The 23538-nt window shown below is 49.4% G+C and carries 22 protein-coding genes and 1 pseudogene; 22 read left to right on the plus strand and 1 reads right to left on the minus strand.

What is annotated here, in order from left to right; translation table 11 throughout:
- Positions 1-143 precede the first annotated feature (143 nt).
- The 20 genes and pseudogenes from ACQKD4_RS02150 to ACQKD4_RS02245 all read left to right on the plus strand — a co-directional run bounded on the left by ACQKD4_RS02150 (position 144) and on the right by ACQKD4_RS02245 (position 21003).
- Complete coding sequence (locus ACQKD4_RS02150; RefSeq protein WP_427372322.1) at positions 144-1196, plus strand: glycosyltransferase family 2 protein; 1053 nt, start codon at positions 144-146, stop codon at positions 1194-1196.
- Between the two features lie 13 nt (positions 1197-1209).
- The gene (locus ACQKD4_RS02155; protein ID WP_427372323.1) at positions 1210-2367 is read left to right on the plus strand and encodes a glycosyltransferase family 4 protein; all 1158 of its coding nucleotides are present in this window, start codon (positions 1210-1212) and stop codon (positions 2365-2367) included.
- A gap of 137 nt (positions 2368-2504) precedes the next feature.
- Positions 2505-3059, plus strand: a pseudogene (locus ACQKD4_RS02160) (YveK family protein); the annotation flags it as partial.
- A gap of 175 nt (positions 3060-3234) precedes the next feature.
- Positions 3235-3936 (plus strand): CpsD/CapB family tyrosine-protein kinase, encoded by a 702-nt coding sequence (locus ACQKD4_RS02165; RefSeq protein ID WP_427372324.1) that lies wholly within the window; start codon positions 3235-3237, stop codon positions 3934-3936.
- A gap of 23 nt (positions 3937-3959) precedes the next feature.
- The gene (locus ACQKD4_RS02170) at positions 3960-5231 is read left to right on the plus strand and encodes a glycosyltransferase (RefSeq protein WP_427372325.1); all 1272 of its coding nucleotides are present in this window, start codon (positions 3960-3962) and stop codon (positions 5229-5231) included.
- Positions 5174-6091, plus strand: coding sequence for a glycosyltransferase family 2 protein (locus ACQKD4_RS02175; protein WP_427372326.1), 918 nt, complete (start codon positions 5174-5176; stop codon positions 6089-6091). Before ACQKD4_RS02170 ends, ACQKD4_RS02175 begins: the two co-directional genes overlap by 58 nt.
- Positions 6092-6108: 17 nt before the next feature.
- The gene (locus ACQKD4_RS02180; protein WP_427372327.1) at positions 6109-7173 is read left to right on the plus strand and encodes an EpsG family protein; all 1065 of its coding nucleotides are present in this window, start codon (positions 6109-6111) and stop codon (positions 7171-7173) included.
- Positions 7174-7188: 15 nt separating this feature from the next.
- On the plus strand, positions 7189-8721 hold the full coding sequence (locus tag ACQKD4_RS02185) for an oligosaccharide flippase family protein (RefSeq protein ID WP_427372328.1): 1533 nt from the start codon (positions 7189-7191) through the stop codon (positions 8719-8721).
- 183 nt (positions 8722-8904) lie between these two features.
- On the plus strand, positions 8905-9930 hold the full coding sequence (locus tag ACQKD4_RS02190) for a polysaccharide biosynthesis protein (protein WP_214784377.1): 1026 nt from the start codon (positions 8905-8907) through the stop codon (positions 9928-9930).
- Positions 9927-11102, plus strand: coding sequence for an NAD-dependent epimerase/dehydratase family protein (locus ACQKD4_RS02195; protein ID WP_427372329.1), 1176 nt, complete (start codon positions 9927-9929; stop codon positions 11100-11102). Before ACQKD4_RS02190 ends, ACQKD4_RS02195 begins: the two co-directional genes overlap by 4 nt.
- Positions 11029-12180, plus strand: coding sequence for a non-hydrolyzing UDP-N-acetylglucosamine 2-epimerase (wecB, locus tag ACQKD4_RS02200; RefSeq protein WP_427372330.1), 1152 nt, complete (start codon positions 11029-11031; stop codon positions 12178-12180). The genes ACQKD4_RS02195 and wecB overlap by 74 nt, the downstream gene beginning before the upstream one ends.
- Positions 12181-12183: 3 nt before the next feature.
- Positions 12184-13314, plus strand: coding sequence for a glycosyltransferase family 4 protein (locus tag ACQKD4_RS02205; protein WP_427372331.1), 1131 nt, complete (start codon positions 12184-12186; stop codon positions 13312-13314).
- Between the two features lie 12 nt (positions 13315-13326).
- Positions 13327-14043, plus strand: coding sequence for a WbqC family protein (locus ACQKD4_RS02210; RefSeq protein ID WP_427372332.1), 717 nt, complete (start codon positions 13327-13329; stop codon positions 14041-14043).
- 10 nt (positions 14044-14053) lie between these two features.
- Positions 14054-15211: a DegT/DnrJ/EryC1/StrS family aminotransferase gene (locus ACQKD4_RS02215; protein WP_427372333.1), complete on the plus strand. Its 1158-nt coding sequence runs from the start codon at positions 14054-14056 to the stop codon at positions 15209-15211.
- Positions 15208-16179 carry a glucose-1-phosphate thymidylyltransferase RfbA gene (rfbA, locus tag ACQKD4_RS02220; RefSeq protein WP_214874795.1) on the plus strand — a complete coding sequence of 324 codons (972 nt, stop codon included), beginning with the start codon at positions 15208-15210 and terminating at the stop codon, positions 16177-16179. The genes ACQKD4_RS02215 and rfbA overlap by 4 nt, the downstream gene beginning before the upstream one ends.
- Complete coding sequence (gene rfbB / locus ACQKD4_RS02225) at positions 16085-17140, plus strand: dTDP-glucose 4,6-dehydratase (RefSeq protein WP_427372334.1); 1056 nt, start codon at positions 16085-16087, stop codon at positions 17138-17140. The genes rfbA and rfbB overlap by 95 nt, the downstream gene beginning before the upstream one ends.
- The gene (locus tag ACQKD4_RS02230) at positions 17137-17775 is read left to right on the plus strand and encodes a sugar transferase (protein ID WP_427373259.1); all 639 of its coding nucleotides are present in this window, start codon (positions 17137-17139) and stop codon (positions 17773-17775) included. The genes rfbB and ACQKD4_RS02230 overlap by 4 nt, the downstream gene beginning before the upstream one ends.
- Before the next feature lie 149 nt (positions 17776-17924).
- On the plus strand, positions 17925-19259 hold the full coding sequence (locus tag ACQKD4_RS02235; RefSeq protein WP_427372335.1) for a hypothetical protein: 1335 nt from the start codon (positions 17925-17927) through the stop codon (positions 19257-19259).
- Between the two features lie 17 nt (positions 19260-19276).
- Positions 19277-19984, plus strand: a complete 708-nt coding sequence (locus ACQKD4_RS02240) for a WxL domain-containing protein (RefSeq protein ID WP_427372336.1) — start codon at positions 19277-19279, stop codon at positions 19982-19984.
- A gap of 11 nt (positions 19985-19995) precedes the next feature.
- Positions 19996-21003, plus strand: coding sequence for a WxL protein peptidoglycan domain-containing protein (locus ACQKD4_RS02245; protein WP_427372337.1), 1008 nt, complete (start codon positions 19996-19998; stop codon positions 21001-21003).
- A 98-nt stretch (positions 21004-21101) separates the two neighbouring features.
- Here ACQKD4_RS02245 and ACQKD4_RS02250 read toward each other — a convergent pair whose 3' ends face one another.
- On the minus strand, positions 21102-21362 hold the full coding sequence (locus ACQKD4_RS02250; RefSeq protein ID WP_427372338.1) for a hypothetical protein: 261 nt from the start codon (positions 21360-21362) through the stop codon (positions 21102-21104).
- 104 nt (positions 21363-21466) lie between these two features.
- On the opposite strand from ACQKD4_RS02250, the gene ACQKD4_RS02255 reads away from it, so the two are divergent.
- Positions 21467-22708 (plus strand): UDP-glucose dehydrogenase family protein, encoded by a 1242-nt coding sequence (locus ACQKD4_RS02255; protein WP_427372339.1) that lies wholly within the window; start codon positions 21467-21469, stop codon positions 22706-22708.
- 99 nt (positions 22709-22807) lie between these two features.
- Entirely contained in the window at positions 22808-23536 is a 729-nt protein-coding gene (locus ACQKD4_RS02260; protein ID WP_427372340.1) for a DUF3784 domain-containing protein, read from the plus strand.
- The last annotated feature ends 2 nt before the right edge of the window (positions 23537-23538 follow it).

Below are 23538 nucleotides of genomic sequence, written 5' to 3' on the forward strand. Positions count from 1 at the left end.
CAAAAGAGGCCCTTATGATAATTCACTAAAAAATTATTCGCTACTCATTTCAATTCGTATTTATTCAAAAAATCGAATGGGAACAACGAGATATAGCAACTCACCGACACCATGACTCTGCACCGAAGAAGGAGTGAACGCACATGCAACGTCCTGACACGCTCGTCAGTATCATCGTGCCTATTTACAACACGAGCACTTTTTTACGTCAATGCTTAAACAGCCTCGTCAATCAGACGTACCCTCACCTTGAAATCATTTGTATCAATGATGGCAGTACGGATCAAAGTCTCGACATCATGCTGGAATTTGATGACGACCCACGCGTCATTCTGATTGACCAGACGAATCGTGGTTGTTCATTCTGCCGCGACCGGGGTCTTCAAATGGCGACCGGTGAATACATGATGTTCATCGATAGCGATGATTGGTTAGATCTTGATGCGATTCGGCTTCTCGTCAAACATGCAGAAGCGGAACGTGCCGATGCCGTCATGGGCACGTACGTCCGTGAGTATGAAGAGCGGTCTTTACCGAAGCGCATCTTTGATGCGGATTTTTTATCGTACAACGCCGAAGAGACGAGACGTTTCGTTCATCGTCGTTTATTCGGACTCGTCGGGGAAGAACTGGCACATCCGGAGACGGTCGATGCGCTGAATTCGAATTGTATCACCTTGTACCATCGTGATTTGATTCGTCATCTCTCGTTTCGTAGTCCGTACGGTTCATTTGTCGACCTCTATTTTCAAATTCAGGCACTCGAACATTGCCAACGCTTTATTTACATCGATTATCCAATCTATCACTACCGTAAGACGAACGGACAGTCTGAGACGAGTGTTTATCAACGTAATCTCGTGAACTCACGACTTGAATTCTTCCATATGCTCATGACGTACATTGAAGAACATGATCTCGGAGAAGATTATACACGTGCCCTCTATAACCGGATCGCACTCAGCATGATCGGGATTGGGTTAAACGAATTGAGTTCCAACAAACCGCTGTTCGCACAAGCAGAGGTGTTGCGACAAGTGCTCCAACAAAAAGAATACAAAGAGGCGTATTCCCAGATGGATATGCGTTACTTCGATTTGAAATGGCGGACGTTCTTCCAATTATGTAAACACGAACGGACCGTGCCACTCGTCTTGATGCTCCGCAGTGTGAACTACTTGCGGAAACGCGTGTGAGGGGGCAGCGAACATGAAACGAGTCCTCATGGTCGCATCGGTCGTATCGATGATTGAAAGTTTCAACCGTGATAACATCCGGACCCTTCAAAACATGGGATACGAGGTGCACGTCGCCACGAATTTTGAGTGGGGAAGTATGTATAGCGAAGAAAAGGTCGAACGCGTCAAACAAAGTTTACGGGAGGAAGGGGTCACCCTCTTTCAAATTGACTTCGAGCGAGACATCAAAAAGATGAACGGGCATGTCCGGGCATTCCAACAATTGAAACGCGTCATGACGACATATTCGTATGCGTTCATTCATTGTCACTCTCCGATTGGCGGCGTCATCGGGCGTCTCGTCGCAAGACAGACAGACACGCCCTGCATGTATACGGCTCACGGGTTCCACTTCTTCAAAGGCAGTCCTTCTCTCAACTGGATGCTCTATTATCCCGTCGAACGGACACTTGCCCGATTGACCGATACCATCGTGACAATCAATCAGGAAGACTTTTCGAGAGCGCAGACATTTAAAACGACGCACACGTTCCGCATTCCAGGGATCGGGGTCGACACGAAACGAATCGAACAAGTTCGCATCAATCGCCCGTTGAAACGTCAGTCGCTCGGGGTGGACACCGATACCGATTTCGTTTTACTGTCCGTCGGAGAACTGAACGAGAACAAAAACCACGAGACCATCATTCGAGCGATTGCCGAACTCGGTGAACCGAGCATCCGTTACTGGATTGCCGGGACGGGGGACGCGAGACCTCAATTAGAACGAGTCATTCGAGAGACGAACCTCACGAATCAAGTACAGCTCCTCGGTTTTCGGGATGATGTGTTTGAAGTGATGAAAGCGGCAGACTGTTTCGTCTTCCCGTCTAAACGAGAAGGGCTCGGGATGGCGGCGCTTGAAGCGATGGCGGCAGGGTTACCGATCATCACCTCGAACGTGCATGGGATTAACGACTACTCGGTCGACGGGGTGACGGGTTTCAAGTGTGCCCCGAATGATATTCAAGGATTCGCACGCGCCATTCGAACGATGCGACTGGATTTCGAGCTATCCCATCAGATGGGGTTGCATAATTCACAATCAGCCAAGGCGTTTGATGTCGAGCGTTCCCATGAGGAGATGAAGCAGATTTACGATACGTTCAGGAATCGACGTCCTTCCTGATAGTTTATAAAAAGATGGTCATCATTTCTTTTGATTTGTCAGAAGAGCGGGGGTAAGTAGTAAGCACACCAAGATTCTAGACACTAGGAAATGCAGCTGAATAGTTGAAGGAGGGTTCACCCGTGAATAGTCAGACGATGCTCCTATCGGATTTACTCGCTGTCTTCAAAAAGAGTAAACTGTTGATTCTTTTAACGGTCATGATCGTCGGAGGAGCGGCCTATTATCTCAGTCAATATGTGGTCGAGCCGACGTATGAAGCATCGACCCAAGTGCTGATCGTACCGAAGCAAGAAGCCGGCTCAAACGTTGTCGACAGTACCCAGGTCTCGTCATCGCTCTCGTTGATTAATACGTATCGTGTCATCATGCGGAGCCCTGCCATCTTAAACGAGGTACAGGAGCAAGTGGCGAACGCGCCGGATGATATTAGCGAAGTCCTGTTGGTCGAGAGTGAAGAAGAATCTCAAGTCATCAATATCGTCGTCGAGTATAGCGACCCGTTCGTCGCCGCAAATATCGCGAACGTCATCACGGAAGTATTCGCCGATGAAATCCCGGATCTCATGAATATCGATAACGTCCGGATCTTGTCGGTTGCTGACGTGCCGAGTGATCCCGTTGCACCGAGTACCGTCATGTATACAGGCATCGGCTTGATTGTCGGGTTTGTCATCGGAAGTGTGCTCGCCCTCATCCGTTACACGTTCGACAAACGGATCCGTGATGAGAAAGAAGCAGAGAAACTATTGGCGTTACCGGTCATCGGAAACATTCCAGTGATTGAAAAGCGAGACATGGCCGCGAAGCGGTCAAAACAGGAACCTGTAAAAGATGTCAATCCAGTGGCGAAAGGAGACGAGACAAATGTTCCACCTACCAAAGACACAAGACAAAGTTCGTGAAGCGAAACGCAGCTTGATCACGCTCGTGAATCCGCAGTCTCCCATTGCGGAACAATATCGGACGATTCGGACGAACTTACAATTCACCTCGCTTGGAGCTGACTTACAAACGATTGTGGTCACCTCCGCATCACCAGGAGAGGGGAAATCGACGACGGCTTCCAATCTGGCCATCGTGTATGCACAGCTTGGAAAACGTGTCTTACTCGTCGATTGCGATATGCGAAAACCGACAGCTCATTTCACTTTCCAACTTCCAGGGCAACTGGGCCTTTCGACTGTGCTCGCCAAACGGACGACACTCGAGCGATCCATCCAGGCTACCCAAGTGCCTAAGCTGCATATGCTTCCGGCCGGACCGATTCCTCCGAACCCTTCGGAATTACTCGCTTCTCCGATGATGAAACGGGTGCTTGAAGAAATCAAGCAATCGTATGACATGATCATCTTAGACGCGCCACCCATCATGCAGGTCGCGGACAGTCGGATTGTCGCGAGTGAGGCGGACGGTACAATCCTTGTCATCGGTTGCGACAACTCGAACCGAGACTATGTGTTGAAAGCGAAAGAGCAGCTTGAACTGTCTGGTGCGAACATACTCGGTCTTGTCATGAATAAGCGAGACAAAGGAAAAGAACGCCATTATCACTACAAATACGATTGAGCCAGGAGAGGAGGCGAAGGACGATGCGCATCTTACACATTAACGCGATCAATGAAGAAAAGAGCACGGGGCGAATTTGTAAAGAGCTCTCGACCATCGCCAACCAGTTTGGTCATGAGAGTATCGTTGCCTATGCGACAGGACCGGACAGTGAGACGGGCATTCGGATCGGCTCGCCGTTCGATCAAAAGCGTCATGCTTTCTTGTCGAGACTTACCGGAAAGCAAGGGTATGCCTCGAAAGGAGCGACGGAAGAGCTGATCCGTCGATTAGAAGCCAATCCACCAGACGTCGTCCATCTGCATAACCTCCACTCCAACTATATGCATTTGGAGACGCTGTTGACGTGGTTAGCTGAAACCGACACGCCGACCGTCCTGACGTTACATGACTGTTGGTTTTATACCGGTAAATGTACGCATTACACGAGTTCTGGATGTGACCGCTGGCAATCTGGGTGCGGAAACTGTCCACGACTCGCCCTCGATAATCCGAGTTGGGGTCTCGACCGGACCGCGCGGATGTGGAAAGACAAGAAAATGTGGTTCCAAGCGATTCCACGGCTCGCTGTCATCGGGGTGTCGGATTGGATCACGACAGAGGCCCGGTTTTCATTTCTCGGGCAATCTTCGATCATCCGTCGAATCTACAACTGGATTGACACGGATATTTTCCGTCCACGGGATACAGCGTTGTTGCGCCGTAGACTCGGACTGACGAATCGCTTTGTGCTCCTCGGGGTAGCGAGCTCTTGGGATGACTCGAAAGGATTATCGAAGTGGATGGATTTAGCAGAACGGTTACCGGACGTCACTATCCTACTCGTCGGTGCGATGCCGGACATTGTATTACCGAAATCGATCATCCACATCCCGTCAACGAACCGTCCGGAAGAGCTCGCAGAATACTATGCGCTCGCCGATGTCTTTTTGAACTTATCTGAAGAAGAGTCGTTCGGGAAAGTGACGGCAGAAGCGATGGCGTGTGGTACGCCAGCAATCGTCTTAGATGGGACAGCAAATCCAGAGCTTGTCCCGACCTCGTGCGGTTCTGTCGTATCCGGCAGTCATCCGGCCCTTCTCGTCGATGCGATCGAGCGAATCAAACGAGAGGGGAAAGGGGCATACACAGAAGCGTGTGTCACCCATGCCCATCAAGCGTTTCGGATGGAAGATTGTGTCGCAGACTACTTGGACGTCTATCAGGAATTAATCAATCAGAAAGGAAGGGATTCACTATGGCACAGCCACTCGTCTCCATCGTCATCCCCGTCTACAATGGAGCGGACTATTTGAACGAGACAATCGAGAGTGCGCTCGCTCAAACGTACGAACCGATTGAAGTGATCGTCGTGAACGATGGGTCGACGGATGGTGGGGCGACGGCAGCCATCGCCAAACAGTTCGGTGATCGCATTCGCTATTTTGAGAAGGAGAACGGTGGTGTATCGACCGCCTTGAACCTTGGGATTGAGAAGATGCGAGGAGAATGGTTCTCGTGGCTCAGTCATGATGATTTATATACGCCTGAGAAAATCGCACATCAAATCAAACTCCTCGACCGAATGGATTCCACACAGAAGACGATCCTATCCTGTGGGACCGATTTGATCGATGAAGTCGGGCGACCGATCCAGCGACTTCGGAAGCGGACGAAAGGCCATTACACGAGTGATGAGATGTTTGATTATTTAATGCTAGAAGCGTGTCTGAGCGGGTGTGCATTACTCGTTCCGAAACGGGCGTTTGAAGAGGCAGGGATGTTCCCGACGAACTATCGGTATATCCAGGACTGGGTGCTTTGGGTCGATATGGCGCTTGCCGGATACGAATTCCTCGTGACGACAAACCCTTATGTCAAATCGCGCGTTCATCCGAAACAGCAGACGAAACGGATTTCGGATGTGGCCCCAATTGAGTCACGGCGCTTCTTCGAACAGTTGCTACAGCGACTCGAGTCACCTTCCAAGCAAAAGACAGTCTTTCGAGCCATCTATCGCTCGGCCGCACCCGATGTGCGGGATGAGTTGATGGCACGTTACGACGGACATCGTCTGTTATCTTATCGTGAGCAGAGGTGGCTACAAGGTAGATCCTATCTATATCATCGTGCGTTATCTGTCTATCGCGGTGTCATGGACTTACGTTATCGCTAACGAAAAGGAGGGGCGACATGCTCATCTATTTGATCAACCTCATTCTCCTCATCGCATGGGCGGCGTTGCTCCTTCGCGATGACGGCATTCGAAACGGGAAATTGTTGTTCGTAATCATTGCGACCGTACAATGGATCGTGTTGTCTGGCTTCCGGCATCTGAGTGTCGGGGCGGATACGATGCAGTACAAATGGATGTACGACCAGTCGAAAGTCATGTCGTGGGAGCAGATCGGAAACAACTTCATGAAAGGTTTATTCGAAAGTGGGGACGATCGAGACCCAGGCTATTTCGTTCTTCAAAAAGCGACCCAGCTCGTGACGGATAACTATCAATGGTACTTGCTCATTGTCGCGATTCTATTCCTTGTACCGTTCGGGATTTGGATCTATCGCAACTCGACGGAACCGTTACTTAGCTTCATCATCTTTTCGACCTTATTCTATGCGTTCTTTGCCATTACGGGAATCCGTCAGACGATTGCGACGGCCATCGCTGTCATGATTGGTTATGGGTTCGTGAAGGCGCGCCGGTTTTGGCCATTCCTACTCATCGTCCTTCTCGCAGCGACCATTCATAAATCCGCACTCGTCTTCATACCGTTTTATTTCTTGGCCAACAAGCAATTGACGAGCCGTTATCTTCTTTTCATGGGGGCGCTCATCCCATTTTTATTCGTCTTTAGAGGACACCTGTTTGAACTGTTTCGTATCATCAGCGGGTATGATCAATATGATTACTACGCGGGAGCTGGGACGCTCAACTTTTCGTTACTCCTCCTCTTGATCACCATCGTCGCTGTCTGGCGAAAAGACGAGATGATTGCGAACAACCCGCATGCCGTCCATTATATCAACGCATTGTTGCTCGCACTCTGCTTCTTGCCGCTCACCTTCATCAACCCATCGATGATGCGCGTCGTTCAATATTTCTCCGTCTTTATCATGCTTCTCATTCCAGAAATCTTACGATCGTTTGACCGAAGGGAGCGCCTGCTCGTCTATTACGTGGCCATCACAGCGCTACTCTTCCTATTCGTCCGAAACGAACCGATTTATCTATTCTTCTGGCAGCAAAAATAAAGGAGGGAAGTCGAGATGGCGACGAAAGTGGAATTCGATGAACAACGCAGCTCACGTCAAATCAAAATCGGTGCCCTCATGTCGTATACCGCCATCGGCTTCAACATTTTAGCAGGGTTGATCTATACGCCGTGGATGATCGCCGAAATCGGACAAGCCAGTTACGGACTCTATATGCTGTCCATCTCGCTCGTCAGCATGTTCGCCCTCGACTTCGGGCTTGAAGCGGCCGTATCGCGCTTCTTATCCAATTATCACGCGCTCGGTGACGAAGAGCGGGCGTCTCGTTTTTTAGGTGTCGCCTTCAAACTGTTCACGGGAATCGCCATCTTAATCGGTCTCGTGCTCGTCGGTGTATACGTCATGATCGAGACGATTTATGCGAGCTTGTCCGCGAGTGAAATCGATACACTGAAGACGCTCTATATCATGGTCGGCTTTTATATCGTCGTCCTCTTTCCGACAAAACCGTTCAACGGTATCTTGATTGCGAATGAACGATTCGTCGTCTTGAACTGGTTCAACTTATCTGAAAAAGTGCTCACGGTCGTCTTGATGATTGGGGCGCTCCTCCTCGGATATGGATTATATGCGCTCGTGTTCGTCAACGCGCTCGTCGGACTCTCCATCATCATCGGGAAAGGACTTTACTTGATGCGACGGACGGATACCGTCGTCGAGTTCCTCTATTCGAGCCGCACGATGTATCGGGACATCTTCTCCTTCTCGTCTTGGACGACGTTGATTGCACTCGCGCAGCGATTCATCCTCAACATCACCCCGACCATTTTGGGTGCGGTCGCGGGGAGTGCCTCAATTGCACTCTTCTCCATCGGAATGGTCATCGAAGGATACGTTTGGACCATCTCCTCTGCCATCGGCTCGCTCTTTCTTCCGAAAGTCACACGGATGACGACGAGTAACCGGCACGGGGATTTAGAAAACTTGCTCATCCGTGTCGGGCGGATTCAACTCTATATTGTCGGTTTGATCATCGTCGGCTTCATGACGATGGGACAAGAGTTTATTCGATTGTGGGTCGGCGAATCGTTCCATACGTCTTACTGGGTGGCGCTCTTCTTGATCGCCCCAGGGTTCATCACATTGACCCAAGAGATTGCCTACACGACATTGATTGCGACGAACCAAATCAAATATCGCGCGTTCGCCTCTTTGATTGTCGCCCTCGTCAGCGTCATCCTATCTTCCATCTTGTCGCCGCATTATGGGGCTATTGGAGCGGCCGTTGCCATCTTAATCGGGAATGTCTTTGGCACCATCTTGTTTATGAACTGGGTCTATCTCCGGATTCTTCAGCTAAACATGTGGCGCTTCTTTAAAGAGTGTCATCTCAAGATTATGCCGGCTCTCATCGTCTTAGGTGTGGCAGGCTGGATGATTCAGCAAACGTTCCCTGTCAATTCACTGTTTCTCTTCTTGCTAAAAGCCGGGGTGCTTGGGGTCGCCTACATCCTCGTCTTGTGGCTCTTCACGTTTCGGGAGGATGAAAAACAGCTCATCACCGGGTTATTACGCCGATCATCTTAAGCATCCCAATCGAGGATGCTTTTTCTAATTATGGGAACGCGCCATTAAGCCATCTTTCAAAAAAATGATACACATATCTTTCAGATTCTTGTAGGAGAAGGGTATCACGTTAATATCCACTCATTGCAATAGTTTTCCAATCACCGATAGAAGCCATTTACATCATGAAGGAGAGGATCTGCAATGTTTCAAGATAAGACGTTACTCATCACAGGAGGGACTGGGTCGTTCGGTCATGCGGTCATGCAACGCTTCCTCAAAACGGACATTAAAGAGATTCGGATCTTCTCACGCGATGAGAAGAAACAGGACGATATGCGTAAGCTCTATCAGGACGATAAGCTCAAATTTTATATCGGTGACGTCCGTGACGTGAACAGTGTTCGTAACGCCATGTACGGAGTCGACTACGTCTTTCACGCAGCGGCATTGAAACAAGTCCCGTCTTGTGAATTCTTCCCGCTCGAGGCGGTCAAGACGAACGTACTTGGGACAGATAACGTTTTAACGGCAGCCGTTGAGCAACACGTGAAAAAAGTGATTTGTCTCTCGACGGACAAAGCCGCCTATCCAATCAATGCGATGGGCATCTCAAAGGCGATGATGGAAAAAGTGTTCGTGGCGAAAGCGAAAGCGGTTCGTCCCGACCAGACGCTCATCTGCGGGACACGCTACGGTAACGTCATGGCATCACGCGGTTCTGTCATTCCTCTCTTCGTCGAACAAATCAAACGAGGTGAGCCGTTGACGGTGACGGATCCATTCATGACACGGTTCTTGATGAGTTTAGAAGACGCCGTCGAACTCGTCGTCTTCGCATTCAAAAACGCACACGCAGGAGACATCATGGTCCAAAAAGCACCGGCCTCCACGATTGGAACGTTGGCACAGGCGCTCATCGAACTGTTCGGTGTCGACAACCCGATCAAAGTCATCGGGACACGTCACGGGGAGAAACAGTACGAGACACTTTTGACGCGAGAAGAGAATGTGGTCGCCGAAGACATGGGCGGTTTTTACCGGGTACCTGCGGATACACGAGACTTGAACTATGAAAAATATTTCAGCGAAGGCAGTCAAAAATTGACCGTCGAAGGCGAATATAACTCGGCGAACACCGAGCAATTGAACGTCGAACAAGTGAAACAACTGCTCATGAAGCTTCCTTATATCCAACAAGAGTTGAAAAGCTGGGTGAAAGTCTCATGAAGATTCTCATCACAGGCGCGAACGGGTTCGTCGGAAAAAATTTGAAGGTGACGCTCGAAGCGGCCGGGTATGAAGTGTTTGCTCAAACACGTGATACGGAAGAAGAGACGTTCATGAACTTCTGTCGTGATGCAGACTTCATCTATCATCTAGCTGGGGTGAATCGTCCGAAAGAGGAGCGCGAGTTTTTCGAAGGGAATGTCGGCTTGACGAAACATCTGCTCGATGTCCTGACACAAGTCGATAACTCGGCACCAATCGTTTACGCGTCTTCCGTTCAAGCCGAGCTCGACAACCCATATGGACAAAGTAAGCGTCAAGCCGAGCAGTTGCTATTAGATGAAGTGACCCGGACAGGACGTCAGGTGATGATCTATCGACTTCCGAACTTGTTCGGGAAATGGAGTCGGCCGGATTATAACAGTGTCGTCGCCACATTTTGTGACCGGGTCGCCAAAGGAGAGGCAGTCGAGATTCATGATCCGAATCGCACCGTCACCCTTGCTTATATCGATGACGTCGTGGAAGCTTTCGTGAACGTGTTGGAACATCCGGTCAAGCCTGGCTATCAGATGGTTGACACACATGACCCCGTTTCGCTAGAGCGTTTAGCAAACATTCTCTATACGTTCCGCGATAGTCGGAAAAATCTAGCCGTCCCTGCGCTCCATGATTGCTTCACGAAGCAGCTCTACAGTACGTATCTCAGCTACTTGCCGGTCGACGCATTCGGATATGACTTACGGAAGCATGAGGATCACCGGGGCTCGTTCACCGAATTCCTTCGGACACCTGACCGCGGTCAAGTTTCCGTCAATGTGGCCAAGCCCGGGATCACGAAAGGAAACCACTGGCATCATACAAAGAACGAAAAGTTTTTAGTCGTCAGCGGGGAAGCGAACATTCACTTTCGAAAAGTCGGGGAGGACGTCGTCCATTCGTATTATGTGACGGGCGAGATGATGCGCGTCATTGATATCCCGGTCGGCTATACGCACAGTATCGAAAACGTTGGAACGGTAGATTTGGTGACGGTCATGTGGGTCAATGAAGCGTTTGATCCGAATCGTCCGGATACTTATTTCATGGAGGTGCAAGATGAAACAGCTCAAAGTGATGACCATCGTCGGGACGCGACCCGAGATCATTCGTCTGTCGGCCGTCCTTCATAAACTTGAACAATCTGAAGCCATCGAGCACATCCTTGTGCATACCGGACAAAACTATGACTACGAATTAAATGAGGTCTTCTTTGAAGACTTTGAACTAAGAAAGCCAGATCACTTTTTAAATGCCGCGACAGGTAGTCCGATGGAGACAATCGGCAACATCTTGATCCATATCGACCCGATTTTAGAACAGGAGCGTCCGGATGCGGTCCTCATCCTTGGCGATACGAACTCTTGCTTGACGGCCATCGCCGCCAAACGACGGAAGATTCCAATTTTTCATATGGAGGCGGGCAATCGCTGCTTCGACCAGCGCGTCCCAGAAGAGACGAACCGTAAAATCGTGGACCATACGTCAGATATCAATTTGACGTATAGCGATATTGCCCGGGAATATCTGCTTCGTGAAGGGCTGCCACCAGAACGGGTGATCAAGACAGGGAGTCCGATGTATGAAGTGCTCCACTCCAAGCGTGAGGCCATCGAACAGTCGGACGTGCTCGACCGACTCGGCTTGATGCGGGAGGGCTATTTCCTCGTCTCGGCTCACCGAGAAGAGAATATCAATTCGGACAAGTTGTTTATCGCGCTCGTGGACAGTTTGAATACGGTAGCTGACGTGTACGACCTTCCCGTCATCGTGAGTACACACCCACGCACGATGAAGCGGATCCAAGAGTTGAACATCACGTTCCATCCGCACGTCCGGTTGCTCAAGCCGCTCGGTTTCATCGACTACAATCACTTACAGCTCCATGCGAAGGCGGTCCTCAGTGATAGCGGGACAATCAGTGAAGAGTCTTCGATTCTCGGGTTGCGAGGTCTCAATATCCGCGAGAGTCATGAACGTCCCGAAGCGATGGAGGAAGGGGCCGTCCTGATGGTCGGGCTCGAGAAAGAGCGCATCCTCCAAGGAATCTCCGTCGTCTTGTCACAACCACGCCCACGACTCGTCAGCGACTACAGTATGCCGAACGTCTCAGACAAGGTCGTACGCATCCTCTTGTCTTATACGGATTACGTTCGACGTGAAGTATGGAAAGGTAGCGTCGACCCGAGACAGGTCGTCAAGGAGGGATAAACGATGAAACAGAAGCTCGTCTTTATCAGTAATATCGCGTCTCCGTACCAAGTGAAGCTCTGTTACGCCTTAGAAGAATATTTCGATGCAGAGTTTTGGTTTTATGAACATTTGGATGCGAATCGACCGGACTGGTGGAAAATCCCACTCGGAGACAAGTGTAAGATTTTAAAGTATTCGAAACGGTTCCCGAAACTGAGCTATCTCTCACTCGGATTGATTCCTGAACTCATTCGTTTCAAGCCTGACATCATCTTGCTCGGGGGATTCATGCCGATGCACGCATTGATCACAAAAGTGGCAAAACGGTTAGGGATCAAAACGGTCGTCATGAGTGAGCCGCTCCGACCCCTTCAAAACGACGATGACCCGTCAGACCGATTGATGAATCGGGTTGATAACCCTCGAAAAACTCAGCTATTGCACTGGATGTTCAAAGATGCGGATTTATACTTCGGCATGGGGACGGTCGCAGTCGATCAGTTCAAACGGGAGCTGCAGTTCGACCCGGATAAAGTCGTGCATGCCACGTATGCACAAGACATCGATGCCTATTTCGATCATGGTCTCCGTCATAAGAAACATGGGGACACGTTCAAGTTATTGTTCGCGAATCGCCTGGTCGAACGGTATCAACCACTGCTCGTCCTCGAGGCGTATCGCAATTTATCGAAACGATACAACTTGGAGCTTTACTTGAACCACTCGGGTCAACAACTCGAAGCCTGTAAAGCATACATCGCAGAACACCATCTCGAGAACGTTCATTTCTTAGATGAGATTCGGGCGTGGGACGAGATGCCAATCGTATACGAACAAGCCGATATATTGATTCTCCCGGCGACTTACTCGAACGGGAACGGGACAATCATCGAGGCACGGGCTTCCGGGATGGGGGTCGTCATCAGCAATCAGATCAACAACGTATCCCATCATTCGGTAGATGGTGAGAATTGCTACATGTGTGATGTCACGGTGGAGTCGATCGAAGCGGGAATCGAGCAATATTTGGCGCATCCCGAACGCTTGATCGAACACGGCAAACTCTCTCGTGAGCTCGTGAAGTTCCATCGAAATGATGTGACGGCAAAAGGGTACTATGACACGTTGCGGGAGAAGCAAATCATTTCGTGAAGGAGTGTTCGTATGAAAGTCGCCATCATGCAGCCGTACTTTTTCCCCTACATCGGCTACTTCCAACTGATGCACGCCGTCGATACATTTGTCATCTTCGACGATGTCCAATTTATCAAAAAGGGATGGATTCATCGGAATCAGATCGTGATGGACGGTGAACCCCATCCATTCACCTTATCCATTCAAAAGATGAGCCAGAACAAGTTGATTTGTGAACATGAACGAGCGCTTGCGGAAGAGACGGTTGTGCGACAAATCAAACAGCTGCATCATGCATATCAAAAAGCACCTTATTTCAATGAGGCGATGCCGGTTCTCGAACGCGCGCTTTCGAATCCAGAACGAAACGTCGCGATCTATCTCGCTCAAAGTCTACAAGAAGTCGCTCGTTATCTCCACATCGACACGACGTTTCTCTATACGTCAGATCTTAATGGAGACCCGACGTTGAGAGGGCAGGAACGGATCCTGGACTATTGCAGACAACTCGGCGCGACCCATTACATTAATGCCATCAACGGTAGGGCACTATATGATGAAGAATCGTTCCAAAAATCAGGGGTGGCGTTATCCTTCTTACAGTCAGATCTCCCAGCTTACAGGCAGGGAACGGATACGTATCTGCCTTACATGTCCATCATCGACTGCATGATGAACTGCTCTGCTCAACACATTCATGAGATGCTTCATCGTTACGAACTTGTCGCCAATCATCAACCGACTTAGGAGGGAGCATATGTTGCACATCGTTGATCTTCAGTCGAGTACACCACCGCTACCATCGCATGAGCCCGTCATTCCGGTCATTCAGTCGGCACTCCCTCCATTCGAAGAATATGTGGAAGAGATTCGATCGTTATGGGAGTCAAAATGGCTAACGAACAACGGGACGAAGCACCAACAACTCGAACAAGCACTGAAAGACTATTTGAACGTCGAACAGGTAGCGCTCTTCACGAACGGTCACTTGGCGTTAGAGGCGGCAATCGAGGCGCTCGGATTGACAGGGGAAGTCATCACGACACCGTTTACGTTCGCCTCGACGACACACGCATTGATTCGAAAAGGACTGACACCTGTCTTTGGAGACATTCGAGCAGACAACTATACGCTCGATGCTTCAAAAATCGAGCGATTGATTACATCAAAAACATCCGCCATTCTACCGGTGCACGTATATGGAAATGTATGTGATGTCGAGGCCATTGAGGCAATCGCGAAAAAACATAAGTTGAAAGTGATCTATGATGCAGCCCATACGTTCGGTGTGACGGTGAACGAACGTGGTATTGGAACGTTCGGAGATGTCTCGATGTTCAGTTTTCATGCGACGAAAGTCTTCCATACGATTGAGGGCGGGGCACTCACATTCAATGACCCGGCATTTAAACAACGCTTCGAGCGACTAAAAAACTTTGGGGTCACCGGTCCTGAAACCGTCAAAGAACCAGGTGGGAACGCCAAAATGAATGAATTTCAAGCGGCGATGGGACTGTGTAACCTTCGTCATATCGATGAAGTGATGGCGAAGCGGAAGCAGGTTCGAGAACTGTATGACGCCGCTTTGAAAGGAATCCCGGGGATTCGTGTACTCGAATATCAACCAGGCGTCCATCCGAATCATTCCTACTATCCAATCGTGTTCACGGATGCAATCAATCGTCGAGACGAGATGGAGGCGGTACTGGCTGCAAAAGGTGTGTTGACGAGAAAGTACTTTTATCCGCTCGTGACAGACTACGACTGGATGGAAAATCGATTTGCGAGCCGCCGAACGCCGGTCGCCCAACAAATCGCGAATCGCGTTCTGACGTTGCCACTTTATCCCGATTTGACACCGACCGACGTCACGCGAATTTGTGACATCTTGAGAGAAAGGATGATGACACGATGAAAGGAATCATTTTAGCGGGCGGGAACGGAACACGCCTCTATCCGATGACAAAAGCTGTATCGAAACAACTCTTACCGATTTACGATAAGCCACTCATCTATTATCCGATGTCGGTCTTAATGCTCGCAGGAATCCGAGAAGTGCTCGTCATCTCTACTCCTCAAGACATTGGAGGATATGAACGCCTCTTCGGTGACGGTCATCAGCTCGGGATTGACGTCTCGTATAAAGTCCAGACGAAACCCGTCGGCTTAGCCGATGCCTTCATATTAGGAGAAGAGTTCATCGGCGATGATTCGGTCTGTCTCATTTTAGGTGACAACGTCTTTTACGGACCTGACTTGACCCGATTCTTAAAAGACGCCCAAGCGAAGACGAAAGGCGCGACGGTGTTCGGGTATCCTGTGAAAGATCCCCGGGCGTTCGGTGTTGTCGAGTTTGACGAGAATCATCGCGTCGTGTCCATCGAAGAAAAACCGGCCGTGCCAAAATCGAACTATGCGGTACCTGGCCTATACTTCTATGACAATCAAGTCGTCGAATTCGCAAAACAAGTCAAACCGTCACCACGGGGAGAACTTGAAATCACATCCATTAACAATATGTATCTCGAGCGGGGCGAGCTGAACGTCGTCCTATTCGGTCGGGGGATGGCATGGCTCGACACTGGGACGCCGGAAGGCATGATCAAAGCTTCAATCTTTGTCCAGACGGTGCAAGAACGACAAGGCTACTATATCGCTTGTCTCGAAGAAATTGCGTGGCGACGTGGTTTTATCACACGTGAACAGCTTCGGGACATCGGCTTGACGCTCAAAATGACCGACTATGGTCAATATTTAATCTCACTCGTAGAGGAAGGGGAACAGACAAATGCATACGATCCTAGTGACTGGCGGAGCCGGGTTCATCGGTTCAAATTTCATAAAACACTATCGGGCAAAACATCCGACGTCCCGCATTCTTAACGTCGACGCGCTGACGTATGCAGGCAACCTGAATAACATTCAGGAGTTTGAGACCGACCCGCTCTACGTGTTTCGAAAAGTAGACATCCGAGATCGTCCCGCGATTGACGAATTGTTCACATTGTTCCAAGTGGATGAGGTCGTCCACTTTGCGGCAGAATCCCATGTCGACCGCAGTATCCTCGAGCCTGAGTTGTTCTTATCGACAAACGTACTCGGGACACAAGTGCTGTTAGATGTAGCTATGCGTCACTGGAAACTGCATCCGGATGACAAATACAGTCGGGAGTACCGAGAGGGTGTCTGTTTCGTTCACGTCTCGACAGATGAGGTGTATGGCTCACTCGGCGAGACCGGTTATTTTACGGAAAAATCACCGATTGCACCGAATAGCCCGTATTCAGCATCAAAAGCGAGTTCGGATTTACTTGTCCGCTCGTACTATGAAACGTACGGACTTCCTGTTAAAACAACACGTTGTAGCAACAACTATGGACCGTATCAATTCCCAGAAAAACTGATTCCGCTCATGGTCCATCATTGCATGACTGGGAAACTGCTTCCTGTGTATGGGGATGGTGGACATATTCGGGATTGGCTACACGTTCAAGACCATTGTGAAGCCATCGATCTCGTTCGGGAGAAAGGTCGCTTCGGTGAGGTGTATAACATCGGTGGGCATAACGAGAAGACGAATCTCGAACTCGTTCGCACGATTTTACAAGTGTTTCAATTATCGGACGATAAGATTCAGTTCGTCACCGACCGACCTGGTCATGACCGACGTTATGCGATCGATGCCTCTAAAATGCGGGAAGAGCTCGGTTGGACACCTCGTTATCAGTTTGAACAGGGAATGGAAGAGACGATTGAATGGTATCGCACGCACCCAGAATGGGTGGAGGACGTCGTAACGGGAGCTTATCGCGATTACTACGAAAAAATGTACGCTTCTCTATAGAAAGGGGAAGGTTCAATATGTATGAACGTCATTTTAAACGAATGCAAGATCTCACCTTAGCATCGCTCGCACTACTCGTATTGAGCCCAATCTTATTCGTTGTCGGTGTGATGATTCGAATCAAGCTCGGTGGCCGCATCTTCTTTCTACAGGAACGCCCGGGTAAGGATGGCGTCGTATTCCATTTAATCAAGTTTCGGACGATGACAGAGGAACGAGATGAACAGGGAGAACTGCTTCCCGATGACAAGCGTTTGACACCATTCGGTCAGAAGTTACGTTCCCTTAGCATCGATGAGTTACCAAGTCTGATCAACATCATCAAAGGGGACTTATCGATTGTCGGTCCCCGGCCGCTCCTTGTCGAATATTTACCTAGATATAGTGTGGAACAGAAACGACGTCATGAGGTGCGACCTGGATTGACCGGACTTGCTCAAGTGAATGGTCGCAATCGCTTATCGTGGGAAGAACGCTTTAAACTAGATGTCCGTTACGTCGAACATGTGACCTTTTGGGGCGACTGGTGGATCGTGATTCGGACCGCCTACAAAGTGTTACGAAGAGAAGGAATCTCTTCTGACACGTCGGCGACGATGGAAGCGTTTATGGGGAATAAGACCATGCAACAGTGAAAAATCTCTCCGCATCGCAGAGAGATTTTTTAGTGCAATCAAGAAGCCATAAAAGAGTAAATCTTACATAAATAAAGTTTGAATTGTCTGATAATGGATATACTGTATGTAGAACCTTGTTTCTTTGGTCGCATAAATATGGAGGGAGTATGAGGAAAAAGTACTTATTGATCGTGATGATGTTAATTGGATTCGTATGTTTAAATAATCCGATTGTTTACGAAGCGACGTGTATGACATGCGAGGATGATCCGTCACCCAACACAGGTGCAGAAGAGTCCCCCTCTGAAGAGGTGATTCAACCTGATTCGTTGGAGTTGTTTCCGCCATCGCCAGAAGCCTCTCCGTCAACTGAAAGTGATACGGATGAAAAGGACAATCCCGAATCGGTAGAAGAGATTTCGATACCGGACGATTCGGATGCAATCGTACCTGAAACGGAGGAACTCGACGATTCAGTAGAAGTCCCACCTGTCACCGAATCTGCAGAACCAAATCAGAAAATCCCGACGGAAGATGTGCCGGTTGAAGACACGCCTTCTCCAGATCCTCCGTCAACGGACAAAGCGGTAGAGGAAAAGGCAGAAAATGAAGCAAAGGCATCAGGAGTAGCTGGGATATCGTTATTAGATAACCTGACCTTGAACGGGTCATACGCTGATCGTGTGACGCTCACGGCGACGGGAAGTGGGGTTCTGAACTTGAACCTTTTAAAAGATCGATATGTCATTTTTAAAGTTCCAATCAGTCTGATGCCTTATGTCAATCAAGCGAGTTTAACAGGCACGTATGATGTGCCTTCCATCAGTTTACTCGGGATTGAAATTGGGAGACGGTCAGGAACGCTAGCACGTGATGATTTTTTAATCGATGCTGCAAGCGGACAAATTATTTTTAATGCCAACGAATTACTAAGTGTTTCTCTTCTTTCGAACTCCACGTACCGCTTCAACATCAGCTTTACGCTGTCTTCGTTACCTATAGGGCACCCACAGCAATATACGTTCTTTAGCCATATGACGAACGAAATCGTGGACATTGAAATCCTTTCCGACGGGAGCGATTCATGGACGCTTACGCTCGACGGTCCTCTGTTTTATTTGACCGTGCCCTCCACGATCGATTTTGGGAGTGTGCCCCTCCACGAAGCGAGGCGAACGGTGAATCGCCAGACGATGATGACATTGATTGTGTCGCATGAACGGGCACTCGGTTATCCGTGGCGACTCCTCGCCAACGCAACACCGTTACAGACAGGTGAGGGGGATGTTCTCGAAAACAGCGTCCATTTTCGGACGACGGATGGACAACTGTTGCCTCTTGAACAAGGTCCACAACTGATCACATCCGGCGTGATGGAAACGGAACCGACGACACTTTCTTATCCTTCTGATGAAGGGATTGTTCTCGATTTACAAACACAAACACCACGTGCACAACCATATTACTCAACGATTACTTGGACACTCGTCAACGCGCCTTGAAAAGGAGATGACCGATGATGAAATGGAATAAAGTAACGGGTTGGATGATTGGATTATGGGTTGTTGGAAATGTGATGACAGTAAATGCTGCGACGACAGGGACGACAAACGCCATCATTGACTTTGTCGACCTCGAGCCGCCTGAGATTTTAGATCCAGAAAATCCAGATATCGTTTTGGACCCTCAACCGAATGAAGAGGATGGGGACGTGAACGATACAGCTGGTGATCTGACACTTGATTTCGTTCCGCATCTTTATTTCGGGTCAAACGAGATTGAAAATGATTTGGCGGCGCGATATGAAGCGGTGCTTCCTGCCAAAGGTGGTTCACTCACGAAAGGTCCATTCCTTCAAGTGACCGATCGCCGAATCATTCCGGGTCAATGGACAGTTTCTGTTCAGGCTTCAGCATTTGAAAGCAATGGAGTCGCAACGTTGACAGGTGCCTATTTGACATTCTCGAACGGCGTCGTGGACAGTCCGGCTACGAACAGTGGATTCGATGGACCAGGTTTACGAGGCACTGAGATTCGGGTGGACGCGGGTGGAGGGGCAGTCCCACTCTTGTCGGCTGATACGGGAGAAGCACCATTTACATGGATTGCTCATTGGATTGGACCAGAAAATGTCGGTGTGTTTTTGGATATCCCAGTGAATACGAAACAAGTCGGAGAACACACGTCTGTTCTGACATGGACACTCAGTCCTGATTTAGGGCCGTAAGAGGGTCGAGGATGAGAATATGTTACAGACTGCTCTCCATCTTATTCGTTTGTCTATTCGTCAACTCCGTGACGCCAGTAAGCGCGCAAACCGGAGAAGTGGGTTTTTCCGTTGAACGGGTCCCACATGTTCAGCAAACGAATGACCGTGTCGGGTATTTTGACTTGCTCGTGAAGCAAGATGATGAAACGACGTTAGAGGTGATCATCCACAACCATGCGTCTGAAGACAAAACGTTCGATGTAAAGATTGGGAATGGCTATACGAATGAGAACGGGGTCGTCATGTATGATCAGGAAAGTGCGATTCCGGACCACCTCTCTTTCACAGAACTTGTATCCACTTTTGATGAAAACGTAACGATTACGTCAGGCGAGTCGAAGCGAATATCGTTCGTATTGAAGAGCGTGAATGAAGACGTGAACGGCGTCATTTTAGGAGGGATTCGCGTATCCGAAACGGAGGAGCGACAAGAAGACGCGCAGGTCGGACTTCAAAATCGATATGAATACGTGATTGGCGTCGTCTTACGAACATCGGTCAAACAAGTCCCGTTTCGTCCAGAATGGAAAGGCGTGAACGTCAATCAAGAGCATCATTATCCGCACATCGCGTTTCAAGTGATGAATACGTCGGGCTCCATCAGTCGGGACTTGGATGTTCAAATGACGATTCGATCGGATGAACAAGATGTGAAGCTCGATCATGCGATGGAGGCGAAGCTCGTCCCTTACACATCGACGGGTTTTCGCTTCCCGCTGACGAAACGACTAGGTGCGGGCACTTATCAAGTCGAGATGACGATGACCGAATCGGGTACAGGGGCGACTTGGACTTGGGAAGACGAACTGGTCGTTTCTGAAGAAGAGGCGGAAACGATTAGCGAACGTGTCGAGCAACCGATTGTGGAAGAATCGAGCTTCTTTAGCGGAACGTGGACAATGTCGTTGCTTGCGCTCCTGTTGACGGCAGCGTTCTTGTACATCGTTCATTTAAGAAGAAAGTTAAAGACACAATAACGCCACATCCCCGTCGATTGAACGGGGATTTTTGTATGCATGCAGGAATTTCACACACTTTCTCGAATAGGACAAAAAGAAAAAGCGCCCGACCGAGGTCAAACACTTTTCTTCATTTGCTGTTTTCGGTCGCGTTGCACTTTCCAAATCACTGACGCAATGACAATCAGAATTGGAGCGAATACCCATGGTCGAGCTTCTAAGATTGAAACGAGCTCAAAGATGGAGAGCCAACCACTCACCATGATCAAGATAAGTAAAAAGGTTTTCAGTCCCCCCCGGACTGGCAGCCAAAAATAAATCAATAACGTCACCAAAAAGAAAGCGATTAAGCCCATACGGTTTGTCCTTTCACCCATCATTTTGACTCATTATAGCAAAGAACATTGAGAGAGTGTTAGAAGCTTCACTTCGCGAGCATATTTGAGTACGCTTAGGAAAGATGATTGAAGGAGGAACTGATGTGAAATTTGGAATAATAGGCTTAGGATATGTTGGATTGGCAACATTATGCGGATTGGCCAAAGCCGGTCATGAAGTCATCGGGGTCGAGACGCACCAAGGGAAGTTAGGTCTCCTGAAGAGTGGTCACCCTCCATTCCACGAACCGGGCATGGCGGACGTGTTACAAGAGCACGCCGATCAAATCACGTTGACCGACGAAATCGCGGATGCAGATCATGTCGACTATTTGGTTCTCGCGGTCGGCACACCGAGCAAGCCCGATGGAAGTTGTGACCTCTTTTATATCGAGACAGCTCTATCTGAATTGAAGACGAAGCACAAGGTCATCATTCGTAGCTCGGTCCCACCTGGCACGACAGATTTATTGAAAATCATGTATCCTTCTCATACGTTTGCGATCGTACCCGAGTTTCTACAGGAAGGGCGCGCCCTCGCGGATGTGATGAAACCACATCGTGTCGTCATCGGATGTGAGGACCTTGAGGTTTGCGAAGAGTTGGCAGGAATTTATGGCCGACTTGGCGTCCCGCTCATTTGTACGACGCCAATCAATGCCGAGCTCATCAAATACGCCTCGAACGCCTTTTTGGCGACAAAGATTAGCTTCATGAACGACTTGTCTCGTCTAGCCGATGAGGCAGGGGCTGACATCACGACGATTGCGGACGGGATGGGGCTCGATCCACGGATCGGGCGTTCGTTCCTCAACGCTGGAATCGGATATGGGGGCTCTTGTTTCCCGAAAGATATGGATGCGCTTCTTCATGTCGCAAAAGAAAACGACGTCAATCTTCGCGTCATCAAGGCGGCAGCGAAAGTGAACGAAACACAAGCGCCATACGTATTGTCGAAACTTCATCTAGAACCTAAGATGCGTGTCGCCATTCTCGGCTTGGCATTCAAACCAGGAACGGATGATATGCGAGATGCCCCGTCGATTCTACTCGCACACCATATGGTCGCACGAGATGTCGAAGTCATCGGCTATGACCCAATCGCAACATGGGAATACCCGCAAGCAGCGTCTGTAGAAGAAGCCTTGAAAGATGCAGATTATGCGATTCTCGTCACGGAATGGGAAGAGCTTGTGAACTTGGCACCGGAAGCCTTCTCGGGCATGCGTCAACGTCGGTTGATTGATGCGCGGAATGCGTGGAAGTTCGCACGTGACCCAGGTGACGTCGCGTACGAAGGCATCGGGCGGATGCAACGTCCGTCCAACACCCCGACATCAAACTAAATCTTCTGAGGGACCGCTCCGTTCAGCGGTCCTGTTTTTGTGTGGGATGAATCTTTTTCGTGACGGATGACGTAAAGTAAAGAAGAGGAGGTGAGGCACATGTGGATTCTTGTATTGGCCGCGATCATCGTCATCGCACTCGGTTTTGCAGTGGACCGTCTCGGATGGCACGATTTGATTTCGGGTTACAATACGATGTCTAAGGAGAAGAAGGAGCAGGTGAACGTTCAGAAAGTGGCACGTCTCGTCGCGTGGATGTGTTACGGGATTGGCGCCATCTTTCTCCTCATCGCGCTCATCGAAGGATTTGAATTGGACATTCCGCTCGCTCCATTCTTTATCGTGATGATTATCTTCACTGTGGCGATACTTTGGCGGATGCAAAAGTATGACGGCAACATCTATGACGAATCGGGGCGCTTGAGACCGGGCGGTAAAAAACGTCTCATTCCGATTGTCATCGTTTCCGTCGTCTTACTCGTCGGGGTGCCAGCGCTCATGTTTTGGTTCAGTCAACCGACTGAGGTGACCGTGACAGATTCGACGATCGTCATTGAAGGGAGTTATAGCCGTGAGATTCCGTTCGATGAACTTGATGATGTGACGTGGACGACGTTACCCGAAATCGCGCGACGGACGAGCGGGGCGGAATCGGGATCACGCCTGACGGGACATTTTCGGACGAAAGCAGGGGAGGATGTTCTTCTTTTTATCGACCGTGATGTCGAGCCGGTCATTCGACTCGATTGGTCGGAAGAACCGATTTACATCAATCAGTCCTCGGCAGAAGCAACGAGGCAATTATATGAGGACATTCGTTCTCGCTGAAG

The organism is Exiguobacterium sp. NPDC077395, from assembly GCF_050269125.1.
Taxonomy (GTDB): Bacteria; Bacillota; Bacilli; order Exiguobacteriales; family Exiguobacteriaceae; genus Exiguobacterium; species Exiguobacterium aestuarii_A.